This window comes from Bacillus sp. AR8-1 (genome assembly GCF_008042345.1).
Lineage (GTDB): Bacteria > Bacillota > Bacilli > Bacillales > Bacillaceae_G > Bacillus_A > Bacillus_A cereus.
Genome location: NZ_QNUB01000024.1, coordinates 73,403 through 96,767, shown reverse-complemented (window position 1 = coordinate 96,767; position 23,365 = coordinate 73,403). Strand labels below are relative to the sequence as shown.

Sequence of the window (23,365 nt, the reverse complement as noted above, 5' to 3'; positions counted from 1 at the left end):
TTGCAAAATATCCAATATCTACAAAAAGATATTTAAGGTTATTGTAAGATATATGAAAGTGAGATGAAAGAATAATAGTCTAATATATAAGTATGAACTAAAGATTAGTTGTGTATTAGGAGGTATATAAATGAAAAATATATAGTTTGAAATTTATGTAGAATCACTGCTTAAGAAAAATAATACAAGGTTTTATTGGGGTACAGCCGCATGCCCATCAACCTAAAAATTAAGAAATACCCCAAAACAAAAAAATAAGCTTTTTTATTACAAATTAGCAAAAAATCTCGTTTTGGGGATACCATAAAATTTTAGCTTGATGGTGATGGGGACAGTATAGCAATAAAACCAACTCTTAATATTGCAATATCAATACTCCTACTTTTTACAAATCGACAAATTTTTTTTTGCTTTACAAATTATGACAAAGCTATTTTTTTCTCTGATGCAATAATCTTGAATTTCAATATTAAAACATATTATCAAAATTAAAGGAGGGGTTTCTATGAAACCAATTAAAAAGATTTTATCGTTAATTATGATGCTTGTATTAAGCATTACTAGTTTCACCTTTTTGGGTTCTACAGATGTACAAGCAGCTTCGAATTCAAAACGTGTATTCCTTTATGTAGGTGAGACAAAAAACGGGAAAAAATATTCTCAATTTACCACTCAAGATATTGAAAAATTTACAAATGTTGATGAATTTGTCATCTTACCTACCCCGCACTGGGAAATATATACTGATGGGTCTAATAATTCTTATTCTAGGGCCTTATCATATATAAAAGATACTGTGAACACTATTAATAATTCTAAAAACCCTAAACCTGTTATTGTTGGGTTACCAGGTATGAATCATGCAAGTGCTCCTTTTAAGACCCTATATCCGAAGCTTCAAAGCTTTATTAACCAGGTAGACAAAGAACTTGGGAAATCCGTAAAAGGATTTTATTATAACTGCGAGTATATGTATAACAACCCAGGCTCGTCATTTGACTATAATAATCTCACGAACAATTCGTCAGTTAAATTAGCTTCAGATTTATCACAGTATGTTAAAAACTCCTTATCAAAACCTTATAATTTCATATGGGTACCAATCTATTCTAATGCTGAAGGCATTGCAGCTGATACAATTAAACGTGTAGGTTATATAACAAATAGGACAAATATTTTTGATGAGGTTCTGTTACAACCTAACTACTATTTCAATGGAACAGGAACTGACAATAAAGCACCTCTTGCGAATTTACAAGGCGTAAAACACAGCATAGATCAACAGCAAGTAACTTTCCGTGATGGAAAGCCTGCAGCAATTAAATTAAGTGGTATTAAAACACGTATTGGAGTTCAAATGGAAGTTGATGGTAAGGTTAATTGGGGCGACTCTGCCAATAATTTAAGTGCGGTTGTTTTTCAACAACGCTATCAACAATATGTAGATGCTTTTAAAACATTTGTGGGGTATTATCCTATTAGCTACTATGGAGCAGAAAGATCTCACATTTTTGATACTAGTGTTATCAATTCTATCAATCAATTTTATAAATAAAACTTGCCCGGAGGAACAAACGGCTCAAAACTTTTTGAATTTATTAATTAACAAATAAGGGATACTAAGATCCCTTATTTGTTTCTATATTTCAAAGTCACGGCCCGGCAGATTGGATTTAATGTCTTGCACGACGTATAAAATTTTTATGTATGACTCTTGGGCTGATTAGGGGGACAGCCCCACACATCCATCAGCTTAAGATTTTAAATTAAATTTCACATAATTTACAAAACATTAAGCTCGTAAGATCTAGTTATAGCATGTGTTTACGGTGATATAATTGAGTTTAGGAGTACGGAAATGATTAAAGAGATGAGAAATAATTAACACGATAACTATTTACATTATCGGATAATATTTGAAGTAGCTAACCTAAGCTTATCTACCTTAGGATTGATTATGAAAGGTTTTGCAAAACGAGGTGTATTTACAATTTTTCGACTAAGCACTTTGTAATACCCCTATACTAAATATGGAAAGGAGTTTGAATATAAATTTGTTTGAAAATTAAGATAAGAGAGGTATGTTATGTTTACTAATGCTTGTATTGAAACTGAGAGATTATTAATTAGACCCTATCAAATCGATGATTTAGACTATTTATATGAAATACAAAAGAATCCTGAGGTACATCGATATATTTCAGATCCAATTTATTCTCTGGAAGAAATGAAAAATATTATTCAGTGGAGCATTGATTCGAATAAAAAAAATACAGTAGATAGCATTGTAAAATTCAATCTTGCCATAATAGAAAAAACTTCTCAAAAAGTAATTGGTTATTGTGGGTTAGGACCGTTAGATTTTGCTCCATCATTAACAGAAGTATATTATGCATTATCACATGATAAGTGGGGAAAGGGATTTGCTACAGAAGCTACGAAAGCTCTTTTAAAATATGCTTTCTCAGTTTTTCGGATTGAAAACATTGTTACTACTGTATTTCCAGAAAATTTGGCCTCTATCCACATATTAGAAAAACTTGGGTTTCAATTTAAATATAAAGTTCAAAACTTAGATGTGGAATTTCAAGAATTTGATGGGTTACTATTTTTCTTTATAAGGAATCCTGACGCATGCTTATCAAGTTAAGGAAACTGCTGATTCCTGAAACAGAAAAACGTGAATAATTCTCATAAATATCTGCAAAGATATAAAATTTTCGTTTTGGGGGTACTTCAAAATACTAGCTAGGTGGCGATGTATGGTGACCCCTAATAGGTATTATCTAAATCTATTCAAGCTTGAAAGTTCACTAGATTGGAACATTTATTTGAATGCAACTATGCTAAAATAGTAAATGTACCGTTAATCTTTCAGCGAATGTATAATGGCTTTTGTTACGATTTAATGTATAGTTGTAAAATAAAAAACCACTACTTAAAGTAGTGGTTTTTTATTTTACAGTTCATACTTTATAAACGACAAATTTCTAAAAAATTCAACTGCAACTTACCAAAAAATAAAGCTATATTTTTTCAGCGAATGTATAATGGCTTTTGTTACGATTTAATGTATAGTTGTAAAATAAAAAACCACTATAGTGGTTTTTTATTTTACAGTTCATACTTTATAAACGACAAATTTCTAAAAAATTCAACTGCAACTTACCAAAAAATAAAGCTATATTTACTGGCTAAATTTATATAAATTAAAATGATTATCTACTATTAAATTGTTCCTTATACTCTTTTAATGCTTCTTTCCAATGTCTTAATGGTTTTAATCCATTCAGGATAATGCAATCTTTGCTTAGCACTGAATATTTAGGTCTATTGGCTATTTGCGGGAGGTCTTCCGTCGTTAAGGGAATTATATTGATGTCTTTATTGAAGTCTTTAAAAAATTCAACTGCAAACTCATGCCATGAACATATTCCTTCGTTTGTCACATGATATAATCCGTATTGATCCGTCTCTATTAACTCTGTAATAAAATTTGCTAAATCTAGTACATAGGTAGGTGAACCAAACTGGTCAGATACCACGCGGACTTCACCGTATAGATTTGCTATTTTTCTTATATTAGCGATAAAGTGACCGTCTCCCTTTCCAAATATCCACGAAGTTCTAATAATAAAAGGGTTATTCGTGTATGTTGTTACTAAATGTTCTCCAGCCAATTTTGTTTCTCCATATATATTTAATGGATTAGGACGATCCACAAGATTGTATGGTGTATGTTTTTCCCCATCAAACACATAATCCGTACTAATATATACAAATTTACATTTTATTCTTCCTGCGGCTTGAGCAATATATTTTGTACCTAATACATTTACTTCATATGCCAAACCTTTATCTTTCTCTGCCCCATCTACATTTGTAAATGCTGCACAGTGTACAATTACATCTGGCTTTACTCTGTCAATATAAGTGCAAACCCTTATTTTATTTGTAATATCTAACGTGGTTCGATTCACACCATATAGCTCATGATGTGTTCTGCTGAGTACTTGCATTAAAGTTTGTCCTAGTTGTCCATCTACTCCCGTTATCAGTATCTTCATTTTAAAATTCCTCGTTTAACTTATGTAATTTTTAGTTAATAGAATTCATTCCCACCACGTACGGTTATCTATATACCACTTAATTGTTTGAGTGAGCCCATCATCAAATAGATAGTGTGGTGTCCAACCTAATTCTTCTTTCAACTTAGTAGCATCCATGGCATAACGTCGATCATGTCCTAAGCGATCTGAGATAAATGTAATTTGCGATTGATCTTTATTTAGGAATTTGAGTATTTTTTGTACAATATCTAGATTAGTATATTCATTATTTCCTCCGATATTATAGATGTGCCCATCTGCTCCACCATGCAGAACTAAATCAATAGCTACACAGTGATCCTCTACATGAAGCCAATCTCTTATATGTAATCCATCACCGTATAGAGGAATATTTTTATTATTTAACGCATGAGTTATTGTTAATGGTATTAATTTTTCCGTGAACTGATAGGAACCATAATTATTGGAACAACGAGTTATATTCATAGGTAAACCGAATGTCTCATGATACGCTCGTACCATTAAGTCTGCACTAGCTTTACTTGCACTATAAGGACTATTAGGAGCTATTAGTGTATGCTCTGTAAACGCACCCGTTTGAGATAATGTCCCATATACTTCATCTGTAGAAATTTGTACAAACTTTTTCACTTTTGTTTTATATGCTGAGTGTAATAAGGCTTGTGTACCTAATATGTTAGTTTGGACAAATATATGGGGAGTTTTAATACTTCTATCAACGTGAGATTCTGCTGCGAAATTTAATACATAATCAAATTTCTCTTTTTTAAATAGCTTATCTATGAATATTTCATTTGAAATATCCCCTTTGATGAATTTATAATTTTGATTTAGTGATATTTCCTTTAAATTAGATAAATTTCCTGCATATGTTAATAAATCTACATTTAAAATTTGGTATTGAGGATATTTCTTTAACATATACCGAATGAAATTACTACCAATAAATCCTGCCCCACCCGTTATTAATAATTTCAATTAAAATCATCTCCATAAACAAAGTTGACATTAGTATCTTTTAATCTAGGTAGTTTTTTATCTTTCTCTGATAAAATTGGTTGATTAGTTGGCCAAAAAATCCCTATCGTTTCATCATTCCATAGAATTCCGCCTTCATGGTTAGGTGAATAATACTCATCTACTTTATACTGGACAATAGTATTAGGTTCTGTAGTACAAAAACCATGTGCAAACCCTTTAGGAACGGTAAGTAGACGGTTATTATACTCACTTAAAATTGTTCCGAACCATTGCCCATACGTTGGAGAGCCTTTTCGGATATCTACCACTACATCGTAAATAGAACCAGAAATGCAGCTCACTACCTTCATTTGGGCTTTAGGATTCAACTGATAATGCAGACCACGTATCGTGCCTGTGTGAACAGATAATGATTGATTATCTTGTACAAAGTCTCCCTGTAAATCTAAAAGTTCAAATTTTTTCTTGTTACATGTTTCTATGAAGTAACCACGTTTGTCACTGCATTTATCAAGCTCTATAATAAAAACACCATCTAATGCTGTATGAATTTTACGCATTCTTCTCTCTCCATTCATTTAAATGCTATTGATGGGCAACACTTAGTAAATATCGGCTGTATTGATTTTCCTTTACCGAATTTGCTATTTTTAATAGTTGTTGCTTAGTTATATATTTCTTTTTAAATGCAATTTCTTCTAAACAAGCTACTTTTAAACTCTGTCTTTTCTCAATTGTTTCTATAAATTGTGCTGCTTCTAATAATGATTCGTGTGTACCTGTATCCAGCCATGCATAGCCTCTTCCCAATAATTCAACTTCTAATTCTCCCATTTCAAGATATTCTTTGTTTATATCTGTTATCTCTAATTCCCCACGATTAGATGGTTTAATGTTTTTTGCTATTTCTATTACACGTTTATCATAAAAATACAGGCCAGTTACTGCATAGTTTGATTTTGGTTCCTTTGGCTTTTCCATGATATCAATTACATGCTTTTTAGAATCAAACTCTACTACCCCAAAGCGCTCTGGATCATTGACATAATAACCAAAAACTGTAGCTCCCCTAGTCTTCTTAACAGCCTTTTCTAGTAATTCTGTTAGTCCATGACCATAAAAGATATTATCGCCAAGAATTAAAGCTACATTATCATTTCCAATAAATTCCTCAGCTATAATAAATGCTTGTGCTATACCTTCTGGATAAGGCTGAACAGTATATGAAAGGGTAATTCCATATTTTGAACCATCACCTAACATTTGCTCAAATTTATTAATATCTTGTGGCGTTGAAATAATTAGTATCTCTCTTATACCCGCCAACATTAGTACTGATAAAGGATAATAAATCATGGGTTTATCATAGATTGGTAATAATTGCTTCGATACAATTTGGGTAAGGGGGTACAATCTAGTACCGCTCCCACCTGCAAGAATGATACCTTTCATGGCATTGTGCTCCTTCATAGTTTTTCTAATATGCTCAAATAAGAGCTTAAGCTTTAAAAACTATATAGCTTATTTTGCAGGAGACCGATACATACTTAATAAAAGTGGCCTCCTACATAAATAATTAATTTAAATATTTTCCTATTACAACAGAATTATAATTACCACCATAAGAATATGTACTAATTAAAGCATTGCTCACTAGAGCCTTACGAGGATTTTCTGTGACGAGATCTATTCTGCCTCTATGACTCTTTACATTTTGCGTAGCTGGTATTTCACCATCAAATGCACATATTACACTAATGAGAGAAAGAAGGCCTGCAGTTGCATGAGTTTCCCCAAAGATAGATTTTGTGGCACTAACAGGAGCTCCATTTCCGAAGGTACGTTCTATAACTCTCTCTTCAATACGGTCAAAATATGTATGACCATTGGCTGCTGCACAAATATATTCTATCTCTTCTGGAGAAATCATTGCTTCTTTCATTGCTAAACGCATGGATTCCTCCCATGCCTTTCCTAGATGATTTAAGTCCCCTATTTTACTGTCATCAGATGTTAATCCAAAACCTTTAATTTCAGCTAAAATATTACCATTTCTTTTTAACGCTGCCTCCTCACTTTCTACAATAAAAGCAACGCTCCCTTCACCAAGTATGGTACCACTACTATTACAATCAAAAGGCCTTATATTCTCAGTTGTTAAGTATCTTTTTATTTTTGAGTGTCCCTCTATTATTGGATTATTTACTTCATCTGCCGTTACCACAATAAATGTGTCATAATCACTAGATTGAATCATGGCATGGGCATAGTATAGTGCACTAATACCAGAAACCCCACCACATGAAATAGTTGAAGTAGGCCCTTTTATTTTAAAGTTTAATGAAATATGTCCAGCTGCTGCGTTCATAACTGTGTTTGGAAATAATTTAGCATTGGCGGCCTTAACACCCTCTTGGATAATAATTCGGTTAAATGATTCTACCGTTCCAACTGGTCCTGTACCAGTTGCAAAAATAATTCCTATCTTGTCCCTATTATTTTTATCTATCTTTAAGTTCCCGTTTTCTATAGCCATTTTCACTGACAATACTGCATGTTTGCTAATTGAATCCATCTTCCTTAATAAATTAGGATGTATTAGCCTTCGATAGTTTTGTTCTGGTATTTTCCCGGCTTGTATGCACTTAGGATTGTCGTTCCAATGTTTAATCTTTGAGATACCACTCTTTCCCTTAAACATACAATCTTTAATTTCTTGAAGGTTTGAAGAATTCCCAGCAAGTCCCCCTACACCAGTAATTACGACTTTTTTTTCTTTAATTAGCTTTTCCTTTGCCGCTGATAACTCAAGGTTCTCATTGTACTTACAGAATAAGATACTTGCATTGTTTCCACCGAAAGCAAATGAATTTGATAGTACATAACTCAAATCACTTACCCTACCTATGTTAGGTACAAAATCTAGATTAAACTTTTGACTTTCAACTTCAAAGTTTATAGTTGGAGGTAAATATCCATGTTGAATAGCAAGAATACTTGTTACTGCTTCCGCCGCCCCTGCGGCTCCTAACATATGTCCTATCATTGATTTAGTTGAAGAAACTGGTGTCTTATTTTCAGTAATTAATGTACGAATTGCTTTTGGCTCTGATACATCATTTGCTGGTGTACCTGTACCATGTCCATTGATATAGCTTACTTCCTTAGCATCTATATTGGCTTTCTTTAAAGCACCTCGCATGGATCTCAAAGCACCTTCCCCGCCCGGATCTGGTGCCGTCTGATGATATGCATCTGAAGATAAATCGTAATCCACTACTTCAGCTAGGATATTTGCACCTCTTTTAACCGCATGATCTAAGGATTCCAAAACAAGAATAGCTGCACCTTCTCCGATTACCACGCCATTACTCTTGCTATATGGCGATGGTAGCGTTGGTGCTAGTGCTTGTAAACTATTAAAACCACTCATTGACAATTTAGATAAGGGATCTACACCACCGGTTATCATGATATCTGCTTTGTTATTTCGAATTGTATCCAGCGCAAGTCCAATTGAATTTGTACCAGCGGCACATGCATTCGAAATAATCATTTTTGGCCCTTTTATTTTTAAGTCTCGCGTAATATTGTCACAGGGAGTATGGATTGGATACTTAAAAAGTAACGTTTCATCTGCTTTTTCAATTCCATCTTTAATCCACTGATTATGAAATTCTTCCCCGCTCAACATGCCTCCTAAAGATGTGCCTAATGATATTCCAATTCGGTATGGATTAAAGTTTTCTATTTTTAATTTTGCGTTTTCTACCGCTTCTCTTGCCGCCATGACACCTAATTTTCCACAGCGATCCATATCTTTTATTTCATCCTTAAAGAAGTAATCATCTACCTGAAGGTTTTCAATCTCTCCACCATAATCTGTTACCATTTCAGCCATATCGATATTTTGGATTACTTTAATACCAGATTTCCCAGATTTAATATTATCCCAAAATTCTTTTACACTATTTCCGTTTGAACAAATAATTCCCATGCCAGTTACGACGATTCGTTGATTATTCATGTTCATATGCCATCACCTTTACAGTATTTTGATTGACCATGATTTAGGTAGAATATATGGTGAGGACTGAGTATGTGCCTCATACAAAGCATTTTCTTTATTTTTCACATAAAATCCAATTCCTGAAACAGCAAATGGTTCCTCTAATAAAGCAATTCCGAGTCTCCTGTTTAAGACCGGACTTTCTTTAAGTTCAATAACTTTACCAATTAATTGTTCCTCTATAAAAATTTCATCATTAACTGTAATTTTGCTCTCTATTCCTGTCGTGAATCCTACAATTCTTTTATTTACTCCAGCTTCCGATTGCTGTTCTAAGGATTCTCTTCCATAAAATTCGTCTTTATAAAAATCAATAAACCATTCTAAACCAGCTTCAAAAATATTTAGTTCTTCTAAATGTTTGAATTCAAAATATGGATGTCGAATTTCTAACATTAGCGTCTCTAATGTTTCCCAATCTACTTTCTTCAATTTAATATCTTCTTCTTTAAAAGAATTTACAGTTTCTAATACTATTGGCTCTAGGCATTTTTCAAACAATAATTGATAACCATACTCTGCTGTTACACCTGTTCTTGCTAATAGAAATTCTTTCCCAAATAATTGATTTAACACAAATGATTGAAATGGCAGTGATGATATTTCGAAGTCTAAAAACTTTTGAGCTAATTTCCATGCATACGGACCTTCAAATCCAAGTTGAGAATGTGTTTGACTTATATCTATAATCTCAACACCGCTTGGTTTTTGGTTTTGCAACCAGGCTAGTACCATTTCTTTTTTATGCGGTGTAGTAATAACTGTAAGAGAATCCTCATTTTTAAACAGATTAATAATATCAATTACAGTCCCATCTTCTTGTAATAACAAAGTAAAGAGTGTTGTTTCTTCTTCCATAAATATAATATCCTTCGTAACTAGACGATCTAGGAACTCTACATGGTCCTCACCTTTCACCACAATTCTTCCTGTTGCTGATAAATCTATTACACCAATTCCGTTACGTACTGCATCATATGCTTCATTAGTTTCTTCTTGTACATTAATTTGATTACTCATGATTAAGCGCCCCCAATTCTCTCTTTATCACATCTTTAATTGTCGGTAGATTACATACATTATTTATATACAGTTGTTGCATTTTCTTTAATTTATCAATCTCCGTTTTGCTATACAGCATATTAAATATGGTTTGACTAGTTTCTTTTAAATCAAACATTTCACAAGTATGCACACATTTAAAATAATCATTTTGCTCCATCAATGGTGCTAATTCTTTATGCCATCCATTTGGAAATACAAGAAATGGATAAAGTCCATTAGGTATTATATAATTCCATTTTTCTATAATGCTTCTTAAGGTAGGATTATGGCTATCTCTTTGAGTCTTTAATTCTTCATATTCCATATGGTTTACCAGACTAATTACAGGTATTTTTCCAAATACCGCTTTTCCCATTGAGCAGGATGTAATATTATCAGTGATAAATAAATCACATGATAATATTAGTTGCTCATATTCTTCCAAATGAAGAAATGGTAGTGAAACAAATTCTATTTTTCCTCCATTTTTCATAGAAATAAATTTGGTCTCATCTGAAACCCCAATTAATTTAATACATGTATCGCTTGGAAAGTCCTGAAGGTATAGGCTTAATAGTTCTTGTAATATATATTCATAACTAAACCTTGCATCATTGTACTGTTTCTTCTCCATGAGCCTCATTTTTACTAATAGGTTGGCCCATGATGATTTCGCAATCATAATTAATTTATCTTGTTCCCTACAACCTAGTTGTGTTCTTATTTTCATTCTTATTTCTTCATCTATTTGTAAAGCCTCTTTATATAATTTGACAGAAGTAATATTCTCACTATCTTGTTTATAACTATTAACTGGACAAGTTCTAATTAGCTTAAATTGAGAGGGGATTTTAGGTAGTTCTATCAATGACCTTTTCTTTAAGCTATTGTAATTTGCATTTTTAAAAAGTTTATTTTCTAATAATCGATCCTCACTACCCCAAGCTAAAGAATCAATAGAAAAACAAGGTATGTGTAGGTTTAATAGATAATCAAGATCAATAATTGGAGACTCTAAAAATAAATTATGGTAATCAGCTAAAACAATAGCATCAGGTTGAAATGAATTATTGATTTGTTTTATAACCTCTTTTTGTTTTAGCCCCTTTGTTAGTGATCTAACATTTGCTACAGATTTACTGGCATACCATAAGAATTTTTCACTTGTTAAAAAATATACTTCTCCATCCTCTTCAATTTGTTTCGCTAGACATAAGGCATTGTGCAACTCACCAATGCTAAAGTGACTAGGTGCAATAAACAATACTTTCATGTCATATTCCCCTCTAATAAAATTTGCGAAAAGTATTCACTATCAAGTAAAGTTTCTCCAACTGCAATATTAAAGCGAATATCTCCATCATTAAATTCATTCTGATTACCATATATTCCGATTTGTATCCCTTTTTTGGGCCATTCGTATATAAAACATTTTGTACTATGTGATAATGCTAAAATAGATACAAATAACCCATTAGATAATTCGAGAATTACCTTATTATCTAAATAAATCTTTCTTTGTTTGCCATTTGGTATTAACGTGTTTTGCTCTCCATTCTGCCAATAATACATCTTTTTAATTTTTATTTTTCCTTTTTTCTCCCAGAATAAGTGAAAGACACTAGTTTTTATTTTATCTTTCTGTAGGCTTTTCAATTGTATTTGTAAAACAGGTAGATGATATACAGTTGTATATTTAACTTTCCACTCATCAGATTGACAGAAAATCTGATTAATAAATTCATTATATGTATTTTCCGTTGCTACTACTGAATGATTACTTTTATTGAGATATATTGAATTAATGCTCAAATCTTTCCTACAATCTGGAGTATAAGAGTTAGCTGTTGGTATCATTACACCGGGTAAAAAATTATAAGAACCTAATACTGAGTTTTCTTTTAAAATCTCTTTATCTTTATACATAAATTCTATTATTTTACTACTTTGGTTTACTTTAATCTTTAAATTTAGTACATTATTTTGAACTAGATATTCTTGTTTTTTTTCGCTATATGTTAATTTATTTCTTCCTTTAAGGAAAAGATATATTTTTTTAGTTATCGCATTTCTATTTAATTCATCTTGATACGTAAGTACGGCATAATGTGCTTTTGACAAATTAACCTTTCCACTAAATTCAAAATTAAAATTGCTTATAGATTCTATGTCTTGTATAAACAATTGTTGTTCGTAAGATGTCTGAGGGAAAAACAATGTTAATTTCCCCTTTAATATGGAAGAAAATAAGTTTTTTAGACTTCCATGAATATGAAATTCCCCGTTTTCATTTATAATATGAAATTGGTCAGTCTCAATTGAGTACGGAATCTTATTAGATATGAATTTGGATGTATGACTAGTAATATCGTTATAGATTTCTTCCACTTCATCTTTGCTATCATGGGAACATAAAGTATAATAGTGCGTTTTTGTTATACATTTTTCTTTATCATTCCGTTTAAATATTACCGCTGGCATCCATCTTAATCCAAATAGGATACGCTCTATATTCCCTTTCCATATAAATCCAATATTAATATTTTGCGATTCAAACAATGTATAATTTCGCTCATACATGTTTGGGTGACTAGGTAGATCAAATTGATTTACAAATTCATAGTCATGTAGTGCATATGGATACTCACCATATACCATAGGTTTAGAAACTAGCCCACTCTTTAGTGGTACCGTCATTTTCGCATCAAATAACATGCACCAAGGATATATTTTTATATATTTTCCTTCCTGTGCGAAATCATTTATTTGAACTATTTTATCTGACAAAAAACAAATACTTCTCTTTAATCTTGTGGCCTCATGAATAATTTCAAAACATGAATCAGATGTTATTTCCCATGACAGCTCATTTACTTTCGGTTCTTTTACTGCATTTAAAAATGGATAATCTAGATCTGGCCATGCTTCTTTTGCCAATAATTGCTGCTTTCTAAGGTCATATATATATAAACAACCAGTACTTTTACTTATTTGTACGGTTATATACATATTTTCTAGAACTAAGTATTCTTTTGTTTCATAAACATGATTTTTCCCATGCGCATGAATCGGAATTATTGCCTTTAATTCCCCAATATTTTTATTTTGATGACTAACAGTCGAAAATGTCATATTAGTGATACCAATTTTTTTAGGATTCAATACAATAATATGATCCTTTATTTCACCCGGCTCTATGATACAGATTTGGTGTTTTTCTAGCGGTTTGAAATCTAGTATTTTCGAGTTTTCTTGTTGAATAAGTAGTTTGTAAATTAATCTATCTAAAGAATTATTTTTTACATTAACGATACATGCAGATTTTTTTCCATTAATTAACTTAGGATAATTAGCAACATTTACTTCTAACGGATTTGCTATGGTTACTCCAAAATGAACAGATAATTCTAGTTCTTTTGCTTTTAACTTAGTAACAAGCTCTCCCTCTATTTCCTTATTTACTGTTATAACTTCTTCCCACTCGTACTTTTTATTTGGATAAAAAGTTTTCTTTAAATCAATTAAGTAATCTTTCCCTATCTTCGATGAAATACTGGCTTCAAGAGGATTCGGAAAATGGTGTTCATATACATAACAGATGTGAATCTTCTCTCCAACGATTAAATTGTTTCCTTCTAAAATATAACTAGTGAATCGTACTTGTTCTGTTTCTACCTCAGTAATCTTTTCACTTTTTATATCGACCCAACAATTCACATCTTTTGCTCCAAGATTAATAGCATATTTTACAACTTCAATTCCATTTTTTGTTATGGCGTTACTCTGAATAGAACGTAAGGATTTCAATCCCCTAACTGTTTTCCAACCTCTAGATAACCATATATCTTGGTCACTTTTTGAAATAATCGGTTTAAATGCATCTAACAGATAACTAATAACATAAGGTAAATAGCTCCTTAAATTCAAGTAGCCATCATAGTCTATATACGACCTACTTGTTTGATATAACCCCACTCTTTTATAGAGTGCCATGGCTACTTTATCTTCCGGATTCACTTCTGTATCAATATACTTAATATCTTGTTGAATAAGATTTTTAATTGCATAAGCAAATAATTTATCTGGTATATTTCCCGAACGAAATTCTGGATGGATTAAAAAGAATCCTGCCCAGGTTCCATCTGAAACTGCTGCTCTTTGACCTGACAAACTAGAAAATAATAAGGTGGCTATAATTTCATTTTCATATTCAGCAATTAAATATAACTGTATCTTCCGCTCTCGAAATAATTGCTTGATGTCTTGCTTATTTAAGGGATACCCATATTTAATGGGTCCATATTGATATTTATTATAAAAGTGAGCTAACTTTTCACTATCTGCCTCTGTACACTCACGAACTTGAACATCCATACCATGGATCATATTTCCTCAACTCTTTTAGAAACTTGAATACTACCAGTAGCAACTTTCTTTTTATCTACATAAGCCGTGATTTCTACTTGTGAGATTACCCCAAGTGATCTTCCAATTTGGACATGTAATTCTAGCTGGTCTCCTGGTACTACAGGTTTTAAAAATTTCATATTACGTACAGAAACTAAATAACCCACATATGAACTCGGATCTATTTTAGGTGAACATGCACCATGTGCATCTATTTTTGCTAGTTCTCCTGTAACATAAACAACAGCCGTCATTTGTGCCAAAGCCTCAATAATTAATACTCCAGGCATAATTGATTCATTTGGAAAGTGCCCTTCAAAAAAGGGTTCACTTACAGTTACATTTTTAATACCAATTCCACTCTTTCCTGGCTCAAGTTGAATAACTTTATCTAAGAAAAGGAATGGCCATTTATGTGGTAAAATATTTCGGATTTGATCAGCATTTAATACCGGTCTCACTTCACATCATCCTCCCTATTTTCTTCAATAAAATCAGCAATTTTATTAATGGAACCCAGTACTGCCATATTCTCGTCATACACTGCAACTCCAAATTCCTCTTCAATTGCCAGAAATAGCTCTAATGCATCCAAGGAGTCCACTCCTAAGCCTCTTCCGAATAATGGCTGATCATCAGTAATGAAATGCGGTTCGATTTCTAAATCTAATCTCTCAGTAATAATTTCTTTAATTCTAGTAGTTAATTGTTTTCTTTTTTCAGCAATAATTTTTGTTTCTACATACGTAAACATCTGTTTTCCCCATTTCCTTATTTAACTCAAAATTCGTCATTTAATCATCTATTGTTTAGCCATTAACTAATCCACCATCCACTGTAAAAACTTTCCCTGTGATATAACTTGCATAATTAGAGGATAAAAATGTTGTTAGATGTGCTACCTCTTTAGGATCCCCAATTCTGCCAAGGGGCACTAGTTCTAACATCCTTTTTAATGTTTGTTGATCCATTCCTTTTGTCATATCTGTTTGTATAAAACCAGGTGCAACTGCATTAACCCTAATGCCGAATTCCCCACCTTCTAATGCTAAGGTCTTGGTTAAAGAAATAACCCCACCCTTTGAAGCAGAGTAATTACATTGCCCCCTTGCACCCGTTATTCCACTTGTCGACGTGATATTTACTATAGAACCTCTTTTCTGTCTCATCATTATTCTTAATGCTTGTCGGCAACAAAGAAATGTTCCTTTTAAATTTAAATCAACCACATGATCCCACTTTTCCTCGCTCATCATTGCAGCAAATCCATCATTTATAACTCCTGCATTATTTACTAAAATATCTATTCTTTTTTCCTTTGAGCGTATGTGTTGAAACAATTTATGAATAGAGGTTTCATTTGTAATATCTACATGCATAGGAAACGCTTTTCCACCTTTTTCTCCTATAGTATTTGCTATTTCATTTGCTAATTTTTGATTACTTTGAAACGTAAAGTAAACAGTTAAGCCCTGTTTGGCTAGGTCCATTGTTATTGATTTACCAATGCCTCGTGATCCTCCGATAACTAATGCCACTTCGTTTCCATTAAACATAGACCCGTTCCCCCTTAAATTCTTTCTCTATTGTAGTAAGGCTTCTTTTTAAATACATCGGTGTTTCTGTAGAGGATACAGATATGTTCTGCTTAAAGGAGCGACATAACTTGGTTAACGTATTTCCGGGACCTACTTCTATAAAGTGTTTTGTACCATTATTCAATAAAGTGTAGATAGTGTCTTGCCACATAACTGGATCTACGCATTGTCTTTTTATATCTTGTAAAATATTGATTCTATCTGTAGTTGGTTTTCCTGAACAGTTTAAAACAATTGGTATTTGGGCACTTTTTAACGAATATAAATTTAAATACTCCTTAAACTCAAGAACCATTTCTTCCATTAAACGCGAATGAAATGCATGACTAGTTGAGAGTATTTTAGTTTTTATACCGTTTTTTTGATCTAATACCTTTTGAAACCTAAGAATGCTCTTACTCTCACCAGAAAATACAACCTGTGTAGGGGAATTATAGGCAGCAATATCAATTTCATATTGTTTAGATTCCTCTACAACCTCAAATAATGTTTGATATGTGTTCGACACAAGTCCTAACATACACCCCTCTTGCTTTACATTACTCATCAGCTGACCACGCTTCCGTACAATGGATAGTGCATCCTGAAATTGTAAAGATCCTGCTTCTACCAGTGCAGAGAATTGTCCTAAGCTATGCCCCGCTACTTTAGATGGCCTTATACCGTACAAATGTAAAATTCTTGATATCCCTGTGCTTACCGTAAGAATAGCTGGTTGTGTAACACTGGTTTCTATTAATTTTTCACCTGGCCCATATAAACATAGTTGCTTTAAATCAAATCCTAGCGTATCATTTGCTTCTTCAAATAATGGGACAAATATGTTTGGGTATTTATCTAAATACCCTTTACACATCCCTACGGATTGAGACCCTTGTCCTGGAAAAATAAATGTAATCATATGACACCCCCGCTATTTTCAAATTGAAGCTTTTCTAAAATTTCTTCTGGTAATCTACTGATTAATTGATCATTCGACCGTGTTAAAACGTGTTTTGAAAATCCCTCCGCTAACAAAACTCGGCATCTCTTGCGGAATAATTTATAAACAAATTCTATATAAACTTTACTTTCATTCTTAAGATAGGTTTCTACAATTAAATCGTCTTGAAAACGAGCTGATTTTTTGTAGGTACATCTTATATCAATAATTGGAAAATACAATTTTTCCTGTTTTAAATACTGGTTTATACCAGTCATATCTAGCATTTGAAACCTACCCAGCTCAAACCAATGAAAATAATGAGAATGGTGAGCTATTCCCATAGGATCGCATTCCCCAAAACGAACATTCACCTCATTTTTTACTAAGTACACTTATTTCACCTACTTTTCATAAGAACGTCGAAATTTTTGTATGGAGATTGTTAAAAATAAAATTCCCATACCAATTAATGCAGCTGATGGAATAAGGACAGAGGAGAATTCTTTGTTATATACTAATAAATCGTTAAAGCCTCCCATTGCCCAAGCTGTAATCGTAATATGCGCTAGGTTTTGCATCCATTCAGGCTCTATATAAAGTGGCCACCAAGATCCACCTAAAGCAGACATAGTTAACACGATTAAAATTGAAATACCATTTGCTTGGGATCTTGTTTGACATATAGAGGCTAATAAAATTGCTAGGCTTGAAGCTGCAAATGCAGTACATATCACTAGCAATATAATTCCTAATACACTTTTCCCTAGCCACATTCCAAATACAAAATGTCCTACGCTAAAAAGGATTGCACATTGAACAATAGCTGTTATAAAGCATGAGAGCATCTTTCCAAAAATGATTGATAATGTATTAATAGGTAAAGTAAGAATTTTTCTTAACGTTCCATTCTCTCTCTCTTCTACTAATGCACCTGCAGCTGCAGCAGTACCTAAAAGTACAAACATTACGGCATATCCCGGCACATTAGATTCAAATGGAGTAGGTTTATGTTCATTATCTGATGCTAATTCTTTAAACTCTACTTTCACATTTACTTCCATTTGGGCAGAGGCTTGTTTTACAATCTCTTTAGTCATATCTCTTTGTATTTCTGACACAATTTGAGTTACAGCATTTGAAACAACACTTGGAATAATGCGATCAACTTCATCTTCTATGATGATGACTTTGGCCTCTGTCCCTGAATATACATTTTGTGTGAAATCCTTAGGGATGACGATTGCCGCTTTTTTAGTTTGAACTTCCTTTTTTACCTGTTCTTCTGTATATGCTTTCTTTTTACCATTTAGTTCATAAGTTTCTTCTATCTCAAGGGCAGGGATTTTTTTCAATTCCTCAATAACCCTTTTAGAAAGTTCTCCATTATCATTTACTACTATAGGAATCTTGAATTTTTCTGTCTTACTATCAAATACATTTGATAATGCAAAACTAGCAACTGCAATAACTATAATAGGTGTAATAAATAAATAGATTAGACCAGGAATGTCCTTTAAAAGAATAAGTAAATCTTTCTTAGCTATATACCAAGCTTTCATTTTTAACATCTCCTTTCATTTAAGACCTTAAATTTTTGCCCGTTAAATGTAAAAATACATTTTCTAAATTAGAATTTTTAACATTAAATAATTCGATTTTTAAATTATACTTTTGAATCAATTTCATAACTTCTCTTGTAACATTAAAACTATCTACGCATTGAATGATAACTTTTTTATCTACCAAAGTGCAGGACTTCACATCAGCAATCATTTTTGTTTTATGTATAAATTCTTCCGGAATATTTGATATTGCAATCTCTAAATAATTTTCCCCATACTTTGTTATTAAATTTTTTGGGGTATCAATATCTAATATTTCACCCTTATCATAAATTGCTACACGATGACATAACATCTCAGCTTCTTCCATATGATGAGTTGTATATATGACAGTGATTCCTAGTTCTTCTACGAGATGGCGAATACAATTAAAAATATGGTTTCTTGATTGTGGATCAATTCCCACTGTTGGTTCGTCTAAGAAAATAACTTTTGGCTTATTTAACAAACCAATCACTAAATTAATTCTTCTTTTCATACCACCTGAAAATGTATCAATTCTCTTATGTGCCCAATCCTCAAGCTGTGCGAATTGCAAAGCTTCTTTTATGCGGCTTTTTTTCCTATTTCCCTTTAATCCATACAAATCGGCATAAAAAGATAAGTTATCGTATGCAGTTAAAGTCGGGTATAGCGCTAAATCTTGAGGTACTACACTCACATTTTTTTTAATCTTATTCCGTTCAGTATACAAGTCGTAGTTACATACTGTACCATACCCTTCATCTGGCAGAGTAAGAGTAGATAAAATCGATATAAGTGTTGTCTTCCCAGCTCCATTCGGTCCTAGTAATCCTATAATTTCACCTTTACGGATATCTATGCTTAAATTCTTAATAACTGTATAATCTCCATATGATTTCTTAATGTTTCGAATGGAAATCATAGTATTTATATCAGTCATAATGTTTCCCCCTTCTTCTTGCTGTTACAATTTATTAGAAGTGACTCTTCTTTATCTCCATTAAAGCTTCAAGGTATTTATATCCATACTTTTCATCTGGTTCTAGGTATGTGCCTTCTGCCCACTCATTCCAAGCATTAATAAATAAAAAGTCAGTGTCCTTACTATGTTGTAAAAGATACTTCTTAAACTTATCGGGATTAGCCCCTTTCATAATTAAAGCGCTTTCTTTTTTCCTTGGAGAGTTATCCCAATCTACAAATGCCCCTTTATATATGTTTTCACGTTCTTTAATTTGACGGTTTAATATTCTTTTCCATACAAAATCATAACTTAAGTGAAAATCTTTTTTTTCTTGGTGTAGTGAATTTGTATTACCTATTAGTTTTTTTAAAGTGTACATAGGTTCAAACTCTATAGCAGCATCAAAAGGAAAATCTGATTTATCTTCAAAAATTGTTAACATTTCTACAAAGTGTATCCCTAGAAGCCCTTCAGATTGAGCCCATTCATTCCATAGACTCAACATTTTATTTAGGTTTGGTATAGAAGCTGGTCGGTAAATTACAAATATCGGTTTATCTTTAATATTTAAATAGTTTTTGTTTTTAAAGAATGGCAAAAGATAATTAAAGTGTTCTTTCCAATCAGACTCATCCCCATATTCTTGTCGCATCAATACTTCTTGGTCTTTCCCATCCCAAGATCTTGTCCAAGATTCATTTGCCCAACATAAGCAATATGGGAAATCAATTTCCTTACATTGATTTCTAAGTTCTATTGGTTTTTCTAGTAATTTTTTCCCTTTGAACCAATAGTGATAATAGCAAAAACCATCTAAACCATACTGTTTTGCTAAATTTATCTGCCACTTATGTACATCTAAATCTAACAAATTGTAATAATAATCCCTTAATGGAGCCCTAGGCTGATAGTGTCCAAGAAAACGTGGTTTTGCTTTTTTTACATTGGTCCATTCTGTAAAACCCTTTCCCCACCATAAATCGTTTTCAGGTATTTCATGAAATTGTGGTAAGTAAAAAGCAATAGTCTTCATTAGTAAGGACTTCCCCCTTCCCCATATGCAATGACTCACTTATTGATAAAAAGCAATTACACAATATAAAACTCTGCTTTTTAACATGAAACTATTTAATCTGATGTTAAATCTTGTCACAAAATAAGGCAAAAAAACCCTAATTATTGTAATTTTCACACATAAAAAACTATATTTTTAATTTTTTTTAGAAAATTATTCAAAAAAACACTTTAAATCCAGTTAAGTATTGTATAGTTTTATATTATAGGAGGGGAAAAATATGTCGTTTTTTGGCGAAAAATTCACAAATTTATTGGTAAATTTAGATGTAGCAAGCCTAATTGGAAAAATAAAGCAATACCAAGGGAGATTGGAGGTCTATGAGAAGGAATTTCCATGTACATTAGAAAAGTTGCAAATATCTACTCAACTTCAACATACCAAAGATTTTGTCGCAATGTATAAAAACTTAAAAATAACAAATAAAAGGTTAAAAGAATTAATTACATATGATCTGTCGCCAAAAACAATGATTGAAGATGAAATATCTTGTTACGTTGATGCGCTATCACTCATTCATAATAACTATGAAAGGCTTACTATTGATCCAAACACAATCTTAGAAATACATTTTCAACTTTTTAAATATGCTACTTCGGATAGTGGAACGTGGAGAAAACAGGACATCTTACTTGAAGAACATGAGCAACTTAATTTCTCATTTTATTGCTATCGCCCTTTAACGATTAAAGAAATCCCAGAAGCAGTAAAAAATTTATGTGAAGAATATAATTATTTATTAAATCAAAAAGATATTGATCCACTAATTTTAATTTGTAATTTTGTGCTTAATTTTATATGTATTTTTCCTTTTGAATCTGGAAATGGAAGAATGGTACGTCTACTTATATCTTTATTACTATTACAAAGTAAACATTCACTAGTGAAATATATTTCACTAGATAAAATAATAAAAAAATACGAGAGAGATTATTATGATGCCTTATATAAATCTTCAGCAAATTGGCATTTTCAAGAACACAATGTATCCTTTATATTAAAATGTCTATTACATATTATTCTAGAAGCATATAAAGAACTAGACGTACATATTACAAGTTACCAACTAAAAGGGAACAAAACCTATAAAATTAAAGAGTATATATTAAAACAAGAACTACCTTTTACAAAAGAAGCAATACGAATGGTATTTTCAGATGTTTCACCAAGCACAATCAATAAGGCATTTGCTTGTTTACAAGAAGAAAAATTAATTAAACTAATATCAAAAGGCCGTAATGCAGTTTGGACTAAAACAAAAATATAAATAATATCAAAAAAATATAGGGTAATTTTCTAACATTAATGATTAAAACATACATATAAATTTATTTCACATACACAATAGATATTTGTACATAATACATATAGAGAGAATTTGTCGCTACATTATTCATACAACTATTTTTGTATTTTTTCTCTATACTTCCGAAAGTCTGATAACAGACTTTATAGGAAGTATTTAAGATATACAAACTAGACATTCAGATTTTATATCCCCACTATTATTTTAGTAATAGGAACGTTTAACATTTATTCCGTTTCACTTAAGTAAGTGCTGATTAATCTTGTCTCTAATAGCAATAGCTATAAATTCTTCAATAGAGCTATTTGTTTCATTTGTAATTTCTTTTAAGTATTTGTATTCCTTACTTGTAAGTATGACAGACTTCGTTACTGTATTACTATCCAAATATACGCTATGATTCATTCTTGGAACAATTTTCCCTTCTATTATATAAGGCATTAACTCCTCAATCCATTCCATTTGAATTCCTGGTGGTAATGTAATTAAAGATTGACGAATCTCAAAATACCAAAATGTCTCTTCTTCTAAAATCTTTATATTTCTTGGAGATACATACTGTAATATATTATCGATTATGTGAAAAATGTTGTTTCGTAATTGCGCAGATTTAGGAAAACGAAACTTAACAAACCTTTGATGATGACTTCTAGGTTTATCCGACAGTTCATAAGCGGACTCATATCCTGCTTTTAATGCCTCACTAAGTGTCATATTAGTTCCAAATTCATCAAGAATTATAATATCACCACGTTTTGGAATAGAAATAACACGTGCCAATGTATTGCCTTTTACAAACTTTTGAAATAATACTACATTATATTTCTGCGAAAATGTATATATATGATTAGCTTGTTCTACTTGCTGAACAAGTTCACGAACATCCTCCTCCTTCACAAATTTCGTTTGTCGATTACGATGATCTATTAAAGAATAAACTAACTTTCCTTCTTCTATCCATTTTTCAAGCTGATTTATACTAATATGGTACTCTTTACTTGCTTGGTATAAAGTAATACCCTCAATTTTACGTTCTTCTTTTACTTTCTCTACTTCTTCTCTACTAAATAAAAAACTACCATCTAAACGCCATGTATCCTTATTAATTGGTGTTAGCTTTCCTTGCTTCATTAAATTATTAAAAATAAAGTGACTAATATCTAAATAATCTTTCACTTCATTTGTAGTCATAGTCATTTCATATACGCTAATCATTCTAAATCCTCCTCACACTTTGGGATTTACATAATAATATTATGTAAATTAAAATTTATAGTATTTACATTTTAAATAAATTATAACATACAACGATATGCAGA

20 protein-coding genes are annotated in these 23,365 nt (G+C 31.8%); 3 read left to right on the top strand and 17 right to left on the bottom strand.

From position 1 onward, the window contains the following. The first annotated feature begins 505 nt into the window (after positions 1 to 505). The gene (locus DN400_RS18895; protein WP_097919863.1) at positions 506 to 1,555 is read left to right on the top strand and encodes a hypothetical protein; all 1,050 of its coding nucleotides are present in this window, start codon (positions 506 to 508) and stop codon (positions 1,553 to 1,555) included. A 531-nt stretch (positions 1,556 to 2,086) separates the two neighbouring features. Continuing rightward, positions 2,087 to 2,650 (top strand): GNAT family N-acetyltransferase, encoded by a 564-nt coding sequence (locus DN400_RS18890; RefSeq protein ID WP_000494836.1) that lies wholly within the window; start codon positions 2,087 to 2,089, stop codon positions 2,648 to 2,650. 568 nt (positions 2,651 to 3,218) lie between these two features. Here the strand turns inward: DN400_RS18890 and rfbD are convergent. The 16 genes from rfbD to DN400_RS18810 all read right to left on the bottom strand — a co-directional run bounded on the left by rfbD (position 3,219) and on the right by DN400_RS18810 (position 20,698). After that, on the bottom strand, positions 3,219 to 4,067 hold the full coding sequence (gene rfbD / locus DN400_RS18885) for a dTDP-4-dehydrorhamnose reductase (RefSeq protein WP_147801843.1): 849 nt from the start codon (positions 4,065 to 4,067) through the stop codon (positions 3,219 to 3,221). A 45-nt stretch (positions 4,068 to 4,112) separates the two neighbouring features. Continuing rightward, positions 4,113 to 5,069: a dTDP-glucose 4,6-dehydratase gene (rfbB, locus tag DN400_RS18880; protein ID WP_147801842.1), complete on the bottom strand. Its 957-nt coding sequence runs from the start codon at positions 5,067 to 5,069 to the stop codon at positions 4,113 to 4,115. After that, entirely contained in the window at positions 5,066 to 5,632 is a 567-nt protein-coding gene (rfbC, locus tag DN400_RS18875; protein ID WP_001226087.1) for a dTDP-4-dehydrorhamnose 3,5-epimerase, read from the bottom strand. The genes rfbB and rfbC overlap by 4 nt, the downstream gene beginning before the upstream one ends. A 25-nt stretch (positions 5,633 to 5,657) precedes the next feature. Next, positions 5,658 to 6,524: a glucose-1-phosphate thymidylyltransferase RfbA gene (rfbA, locus tag DN400_RS18870; protein ID WP_098210630.1), complete on the bottom strand. Its 867-nt coding sequence runs from the start codon at positions 6,522 to 6,524 to the stop codon at positions 5,658 to 5,660. A 124-nt stretch (positions 6,525 to 6,648) separates the two neighbouring features. After that, complete coding sequence (locus DN400_RS18865) at positions 6,649 to 9,105, bottom strand: beta-ketoacyl-[acyl-carrier-protein] synthase family protein (RefSeq protein WP_147801841.1); 2,457 nt, start codon at positions 9,103 to 9,105, stop codon at positions 6,649 to 6,651. Positions 9,106 to 9,117: 12 nt separating this feature from the next. After that, complete coding sequence (locus DN400_RS18860) at positions 9,118 to 10,161, bottom strand: aminomethyltransferase family protein (RefSeq protein WP_097861653.1); 1,044 nt, start codon at positions 10,159 to 10,161, stop codon at positions 9,118 to 9,120. Beyond that, complete coding sequence (locus DN400_RS18855) at positions 10,154 to 11,458, bottom strand: DUF6365 family protein (protein WP_147801840.1); 1,305 nt, start codon at positions 11,456 to 11,458, stop codon at positions 10,154 to 10,156. The genes DN400_RS18860 and DN400_RS18855 overlap by 8 nt, the downstream gene beginning before the upstream one ends. Next, positions 11,455 to 14,571, bottom strand: coding sequence for a GNAT family N-acetyltransferase (locus DN400_RS18850; protein WP_147801839.1), 3,117 nt, complete (start codon positions 14,569 to 14,571; stop codon positions 11,455 to 11,457). The genes DN400_RS18855 and DN400_RS18850 overlap by 4 nt, the downstream gene beginning before the upstream one ends. Then, positions 14,568 to 15,053: a 3-hydroxyacyl-ACP dehydratase FabZ gene (gene fabZ, locus DN400_RS18845; protein ID WP_065705800.1), complete on the bottom strand. Its 486-nt coding sequence runs from the start codon at positions 15,051 to 15,053 to the stop codon at positions 14,568 to 14,570. The genes DN400_RS18850 and fabZ overlap by 4 nt, the downstream gene beginning before the upstream one ends. Further along, positions 15,050 to 15,346 carry an acyl carrier protein gene (locus DN400_RS18840; RefSeq protein WP_147801838.1) on the bottom strand — a complete coding sequence of 99 codons (297 nt, stop codon included), beginning with the start codon at positions 15,344 to 15,346 and terminating at the stop codon, positions 15,050 to 15,052. The genes fabZ and DN400_RS18840 overlap by 4 nt, the downstream gene beginning before the upstream one ends. Positions 15,347 to 15,401: 55 nt before the next feature. Further along, a complete protein-coding gene (fabG, locus tag DN400_RS18835; RefSeq protein WP_147801837.1) occupies positions 15,402 to 16,148 on the bottom strand; it encodes a 3-oxoacyl-ACP reductase FabG in 747 nt (248 codons plus the stop codon). Continuing rightward, entirely contained in the window at positions 16,141 to 17,091 is a 951-nt protein-coding gene (locus DN400_RS18830; protein ID WP_097997525.1) for an ACP S-malonyltransferase, read from the bottom strand. The genes fabG and DN400_RS18830 overlap by 8 nt, the downstream gene beginning before the upstream one ends. Next, complete coding sequence (locus DN400_RS18825) at positions 17,088 to 17,507, bottom strand: acyl-CoA thioesterase (RefSeq protein ID WP_000281620.1); 420 nt, start codon at positions 17,505 to 17,507, stop codon at positions 17,088 to 17,090. The genes DN400_RS18830 and DN400_RS18825 overlap by 4 nt, the downstream gene beginning before the upstream one ends. Positions 17,508 to 17,516: 9 nt before the next feature. Then, positions 17,517 to 18,674 carry an ABC transporter permease gene (locus DN400_RS18820; protein WP_147801836.1) on the bottom strand — a complete coding sequence of 386 codons (1,158 nt, stop codon included), beginning with the start codon at positions 18,672 to 18,674 and terminating at the stop codon, positions 17,517 to 17,519. A gap of 19 nt (positions 18,675 to 18,693) precedes the next feature. Then, complete coding sequence (locus DN400_RS18815) at positions 18,694 to 19,641, bottom strand: ABC transporter ATP-binding protein (protein ID WP_098277300.1); 948 nt, start codon at positions 19,639 to 19,641, stop codon at positions 18,694 to 18,696. A 34-nt stretch (positions 19,642 to 19,675) separates the two neighbouring features. Continuing rightward, the gene (locus DN400_RS18810) at positions 19,676 to 20,698 is read right to left on the bottom strand and encodes a glycosyltransferase WbsX family protein (RefSeq protein WP_147801835.1); all 1,023 of its coding nucleotides are present in this window, start codon (positions 20,696 to 20,698) and stop codon (positions 19,676 to 19,678) included. Positions 20,699 to 20,960: 262 nt separating this feature from the next. Here DN400_RS18810 and DN400_RS18805 point away from each other — a divergent pair, with 262 nt between their 5' ends. Next, entirely contained in the window at positions 20,961 to 22,007 is a 1,047-nt protein-coding gene (locus DN400_RS18805) for a Fic family protein (RefSeq protein ID WP_097997523.1), read from the top strand. A 276-nt stretch (positions 22,008 to 22,283) separates the two neighbouring features. Here DN400_RS18805 and DN400_RS18800 read toward each other — a convergent pair whose 3' ends face one another. Then, positions 22,284 to 23,261, bottom strand: a complete 978-nt coding sequence (locus DN400_RS18800; RefSeq protein ID WP_097997522.1) for a DNA-binding protein — start codon at positions 23,259 to 23,261, stop codon at positions 22,284 to 22,286. Positions 23,262 to 23,365: the final 104 nt, after the last annotated feature.

What these genes read in the sequence shown, in the direction of transcription:
- DN400_RS18840 (WP_147801838.1), bottom strand. Translation starts at nt 15,346, where the DNA reads ATGTTTACGTATGTAGAAACAAAAATTATTGCTGAAAAAAGAAAACAA.
- DN400_RS18860 (WP_097861653.1), bottom strand. Translation starts at nt 10,161, where the DNA reads ATGAGTAATCAAATTAATGTACAAGAAGAAACTAATGAAGCATATGAT.
- DN400_RS18855 (WP_147801840.1), bottom strand. Translation starts at nt 11,458, where the DNA reads ATGAAAGTATTGTTTATTGCACCTAGTCACTTTAGCATTGGTGAGTTG.
- rfbD (WP_147801843.1), bottom strand. Translation starts at nt 4,067, where the DNA reads ATGAAGATACTGATAACGGGAGTAGATGGACAACTAGGACAAACTTTA.
- rfbC (WP_001226087.1), bottom strand. Translation starts at nt 5,632, where the DNA reads ATGCGTAAAATTCATACAGCATTAGATGGTGTTTTTATTATAGAGCTT.
- DN400_RS18810 (WP_147801835.1), bottom strand. Translation starts at nt 20,698, where the DNA reads ATGAAGACTATTGCTTTTTACTTACCACAATTTCATGAAATACCTGAA.
- DN400_RS18800 (WP_097997522.1), bottom strand. Translation starts at nt 23,261, where the DNA reads ATGATTAGCGTATATGAAATGACTATGACTACAAATGAAGTGAAAGAT.
- DN400_RS18895 (WP_097919863.1), top strand. Translation starts at nt 506, where the DNA reads ATGAAACCAATTAAAAAGATTTTATCGTTAATTATGATGCTTGTATTA.
- fabG (WP_147801837.1), bottom strand. Translation starts at nt 16,148, where the DNA reads ATGTTTAATGGAAACGAAGTGGCATTAGTTATCGGAGGATCACGAGGC.
- DN400_RS18820 (WP_147801836.1), bottom strand. Translation starts at nt 18,674, where the DNA reads ATGAAAGCTTGGTATATAGCTAAGAAAGATTTACTTATTCTTTTAAAG.
- DN400_RS18815 (WP_098277300.1), bottom strand. Translation starts at nt 19,641, where the DNA reads ATGACTGATATAAATACTATGATTTCCATTCGAAACATTAAGAAATCA.
- DN400_RS18805 (WP_097997523.1), top strand. Translation starts at nt 20,961, where the DNA reads ATGTCGTTTTTTGGCGAAAAATTCACAAATTTATTGGTAAATTTAGAT.
- DN400_RS18865 (WP_147801841.1), bottom strand. Translation starts at nt 9,105, where the DNA reads ATGAACATGAATAATCAACGAATCGTCGTAACTGGCATGGGAATTATT.
- DN400_RS18890 (WP_000494836.1), top strand. Translation starts at nt 2,087, where the DNA reads ATGTTTACTAATGCTTGTATTGAAACTGAGAGATTATTAATTAGACCC.
- DN400_RS18830 (WP_097997525.1), bottom strand. Translation starts at nt 17,091, where the DNA reads ATGATTACATTTATTTTTCCAGGACAAGGGTCTCAATCCGTAGGGATG.
- DN400_RS18850 (WP_147801839.1), bottom strand. Translation starts at nt 14,571, where the DNA reads ATGATCCATGGTATGGATGTTCAAGTTCGTGAGTGTACAGAGGCAGAT.
- rfbA (WP_098210630.1), bottom strand. Translation starts at nt 6,524, where the DNA reads ATGAAAGGTATCATTCTTGCAGGTGGGAGCGGTACTAGATTGTACCCC.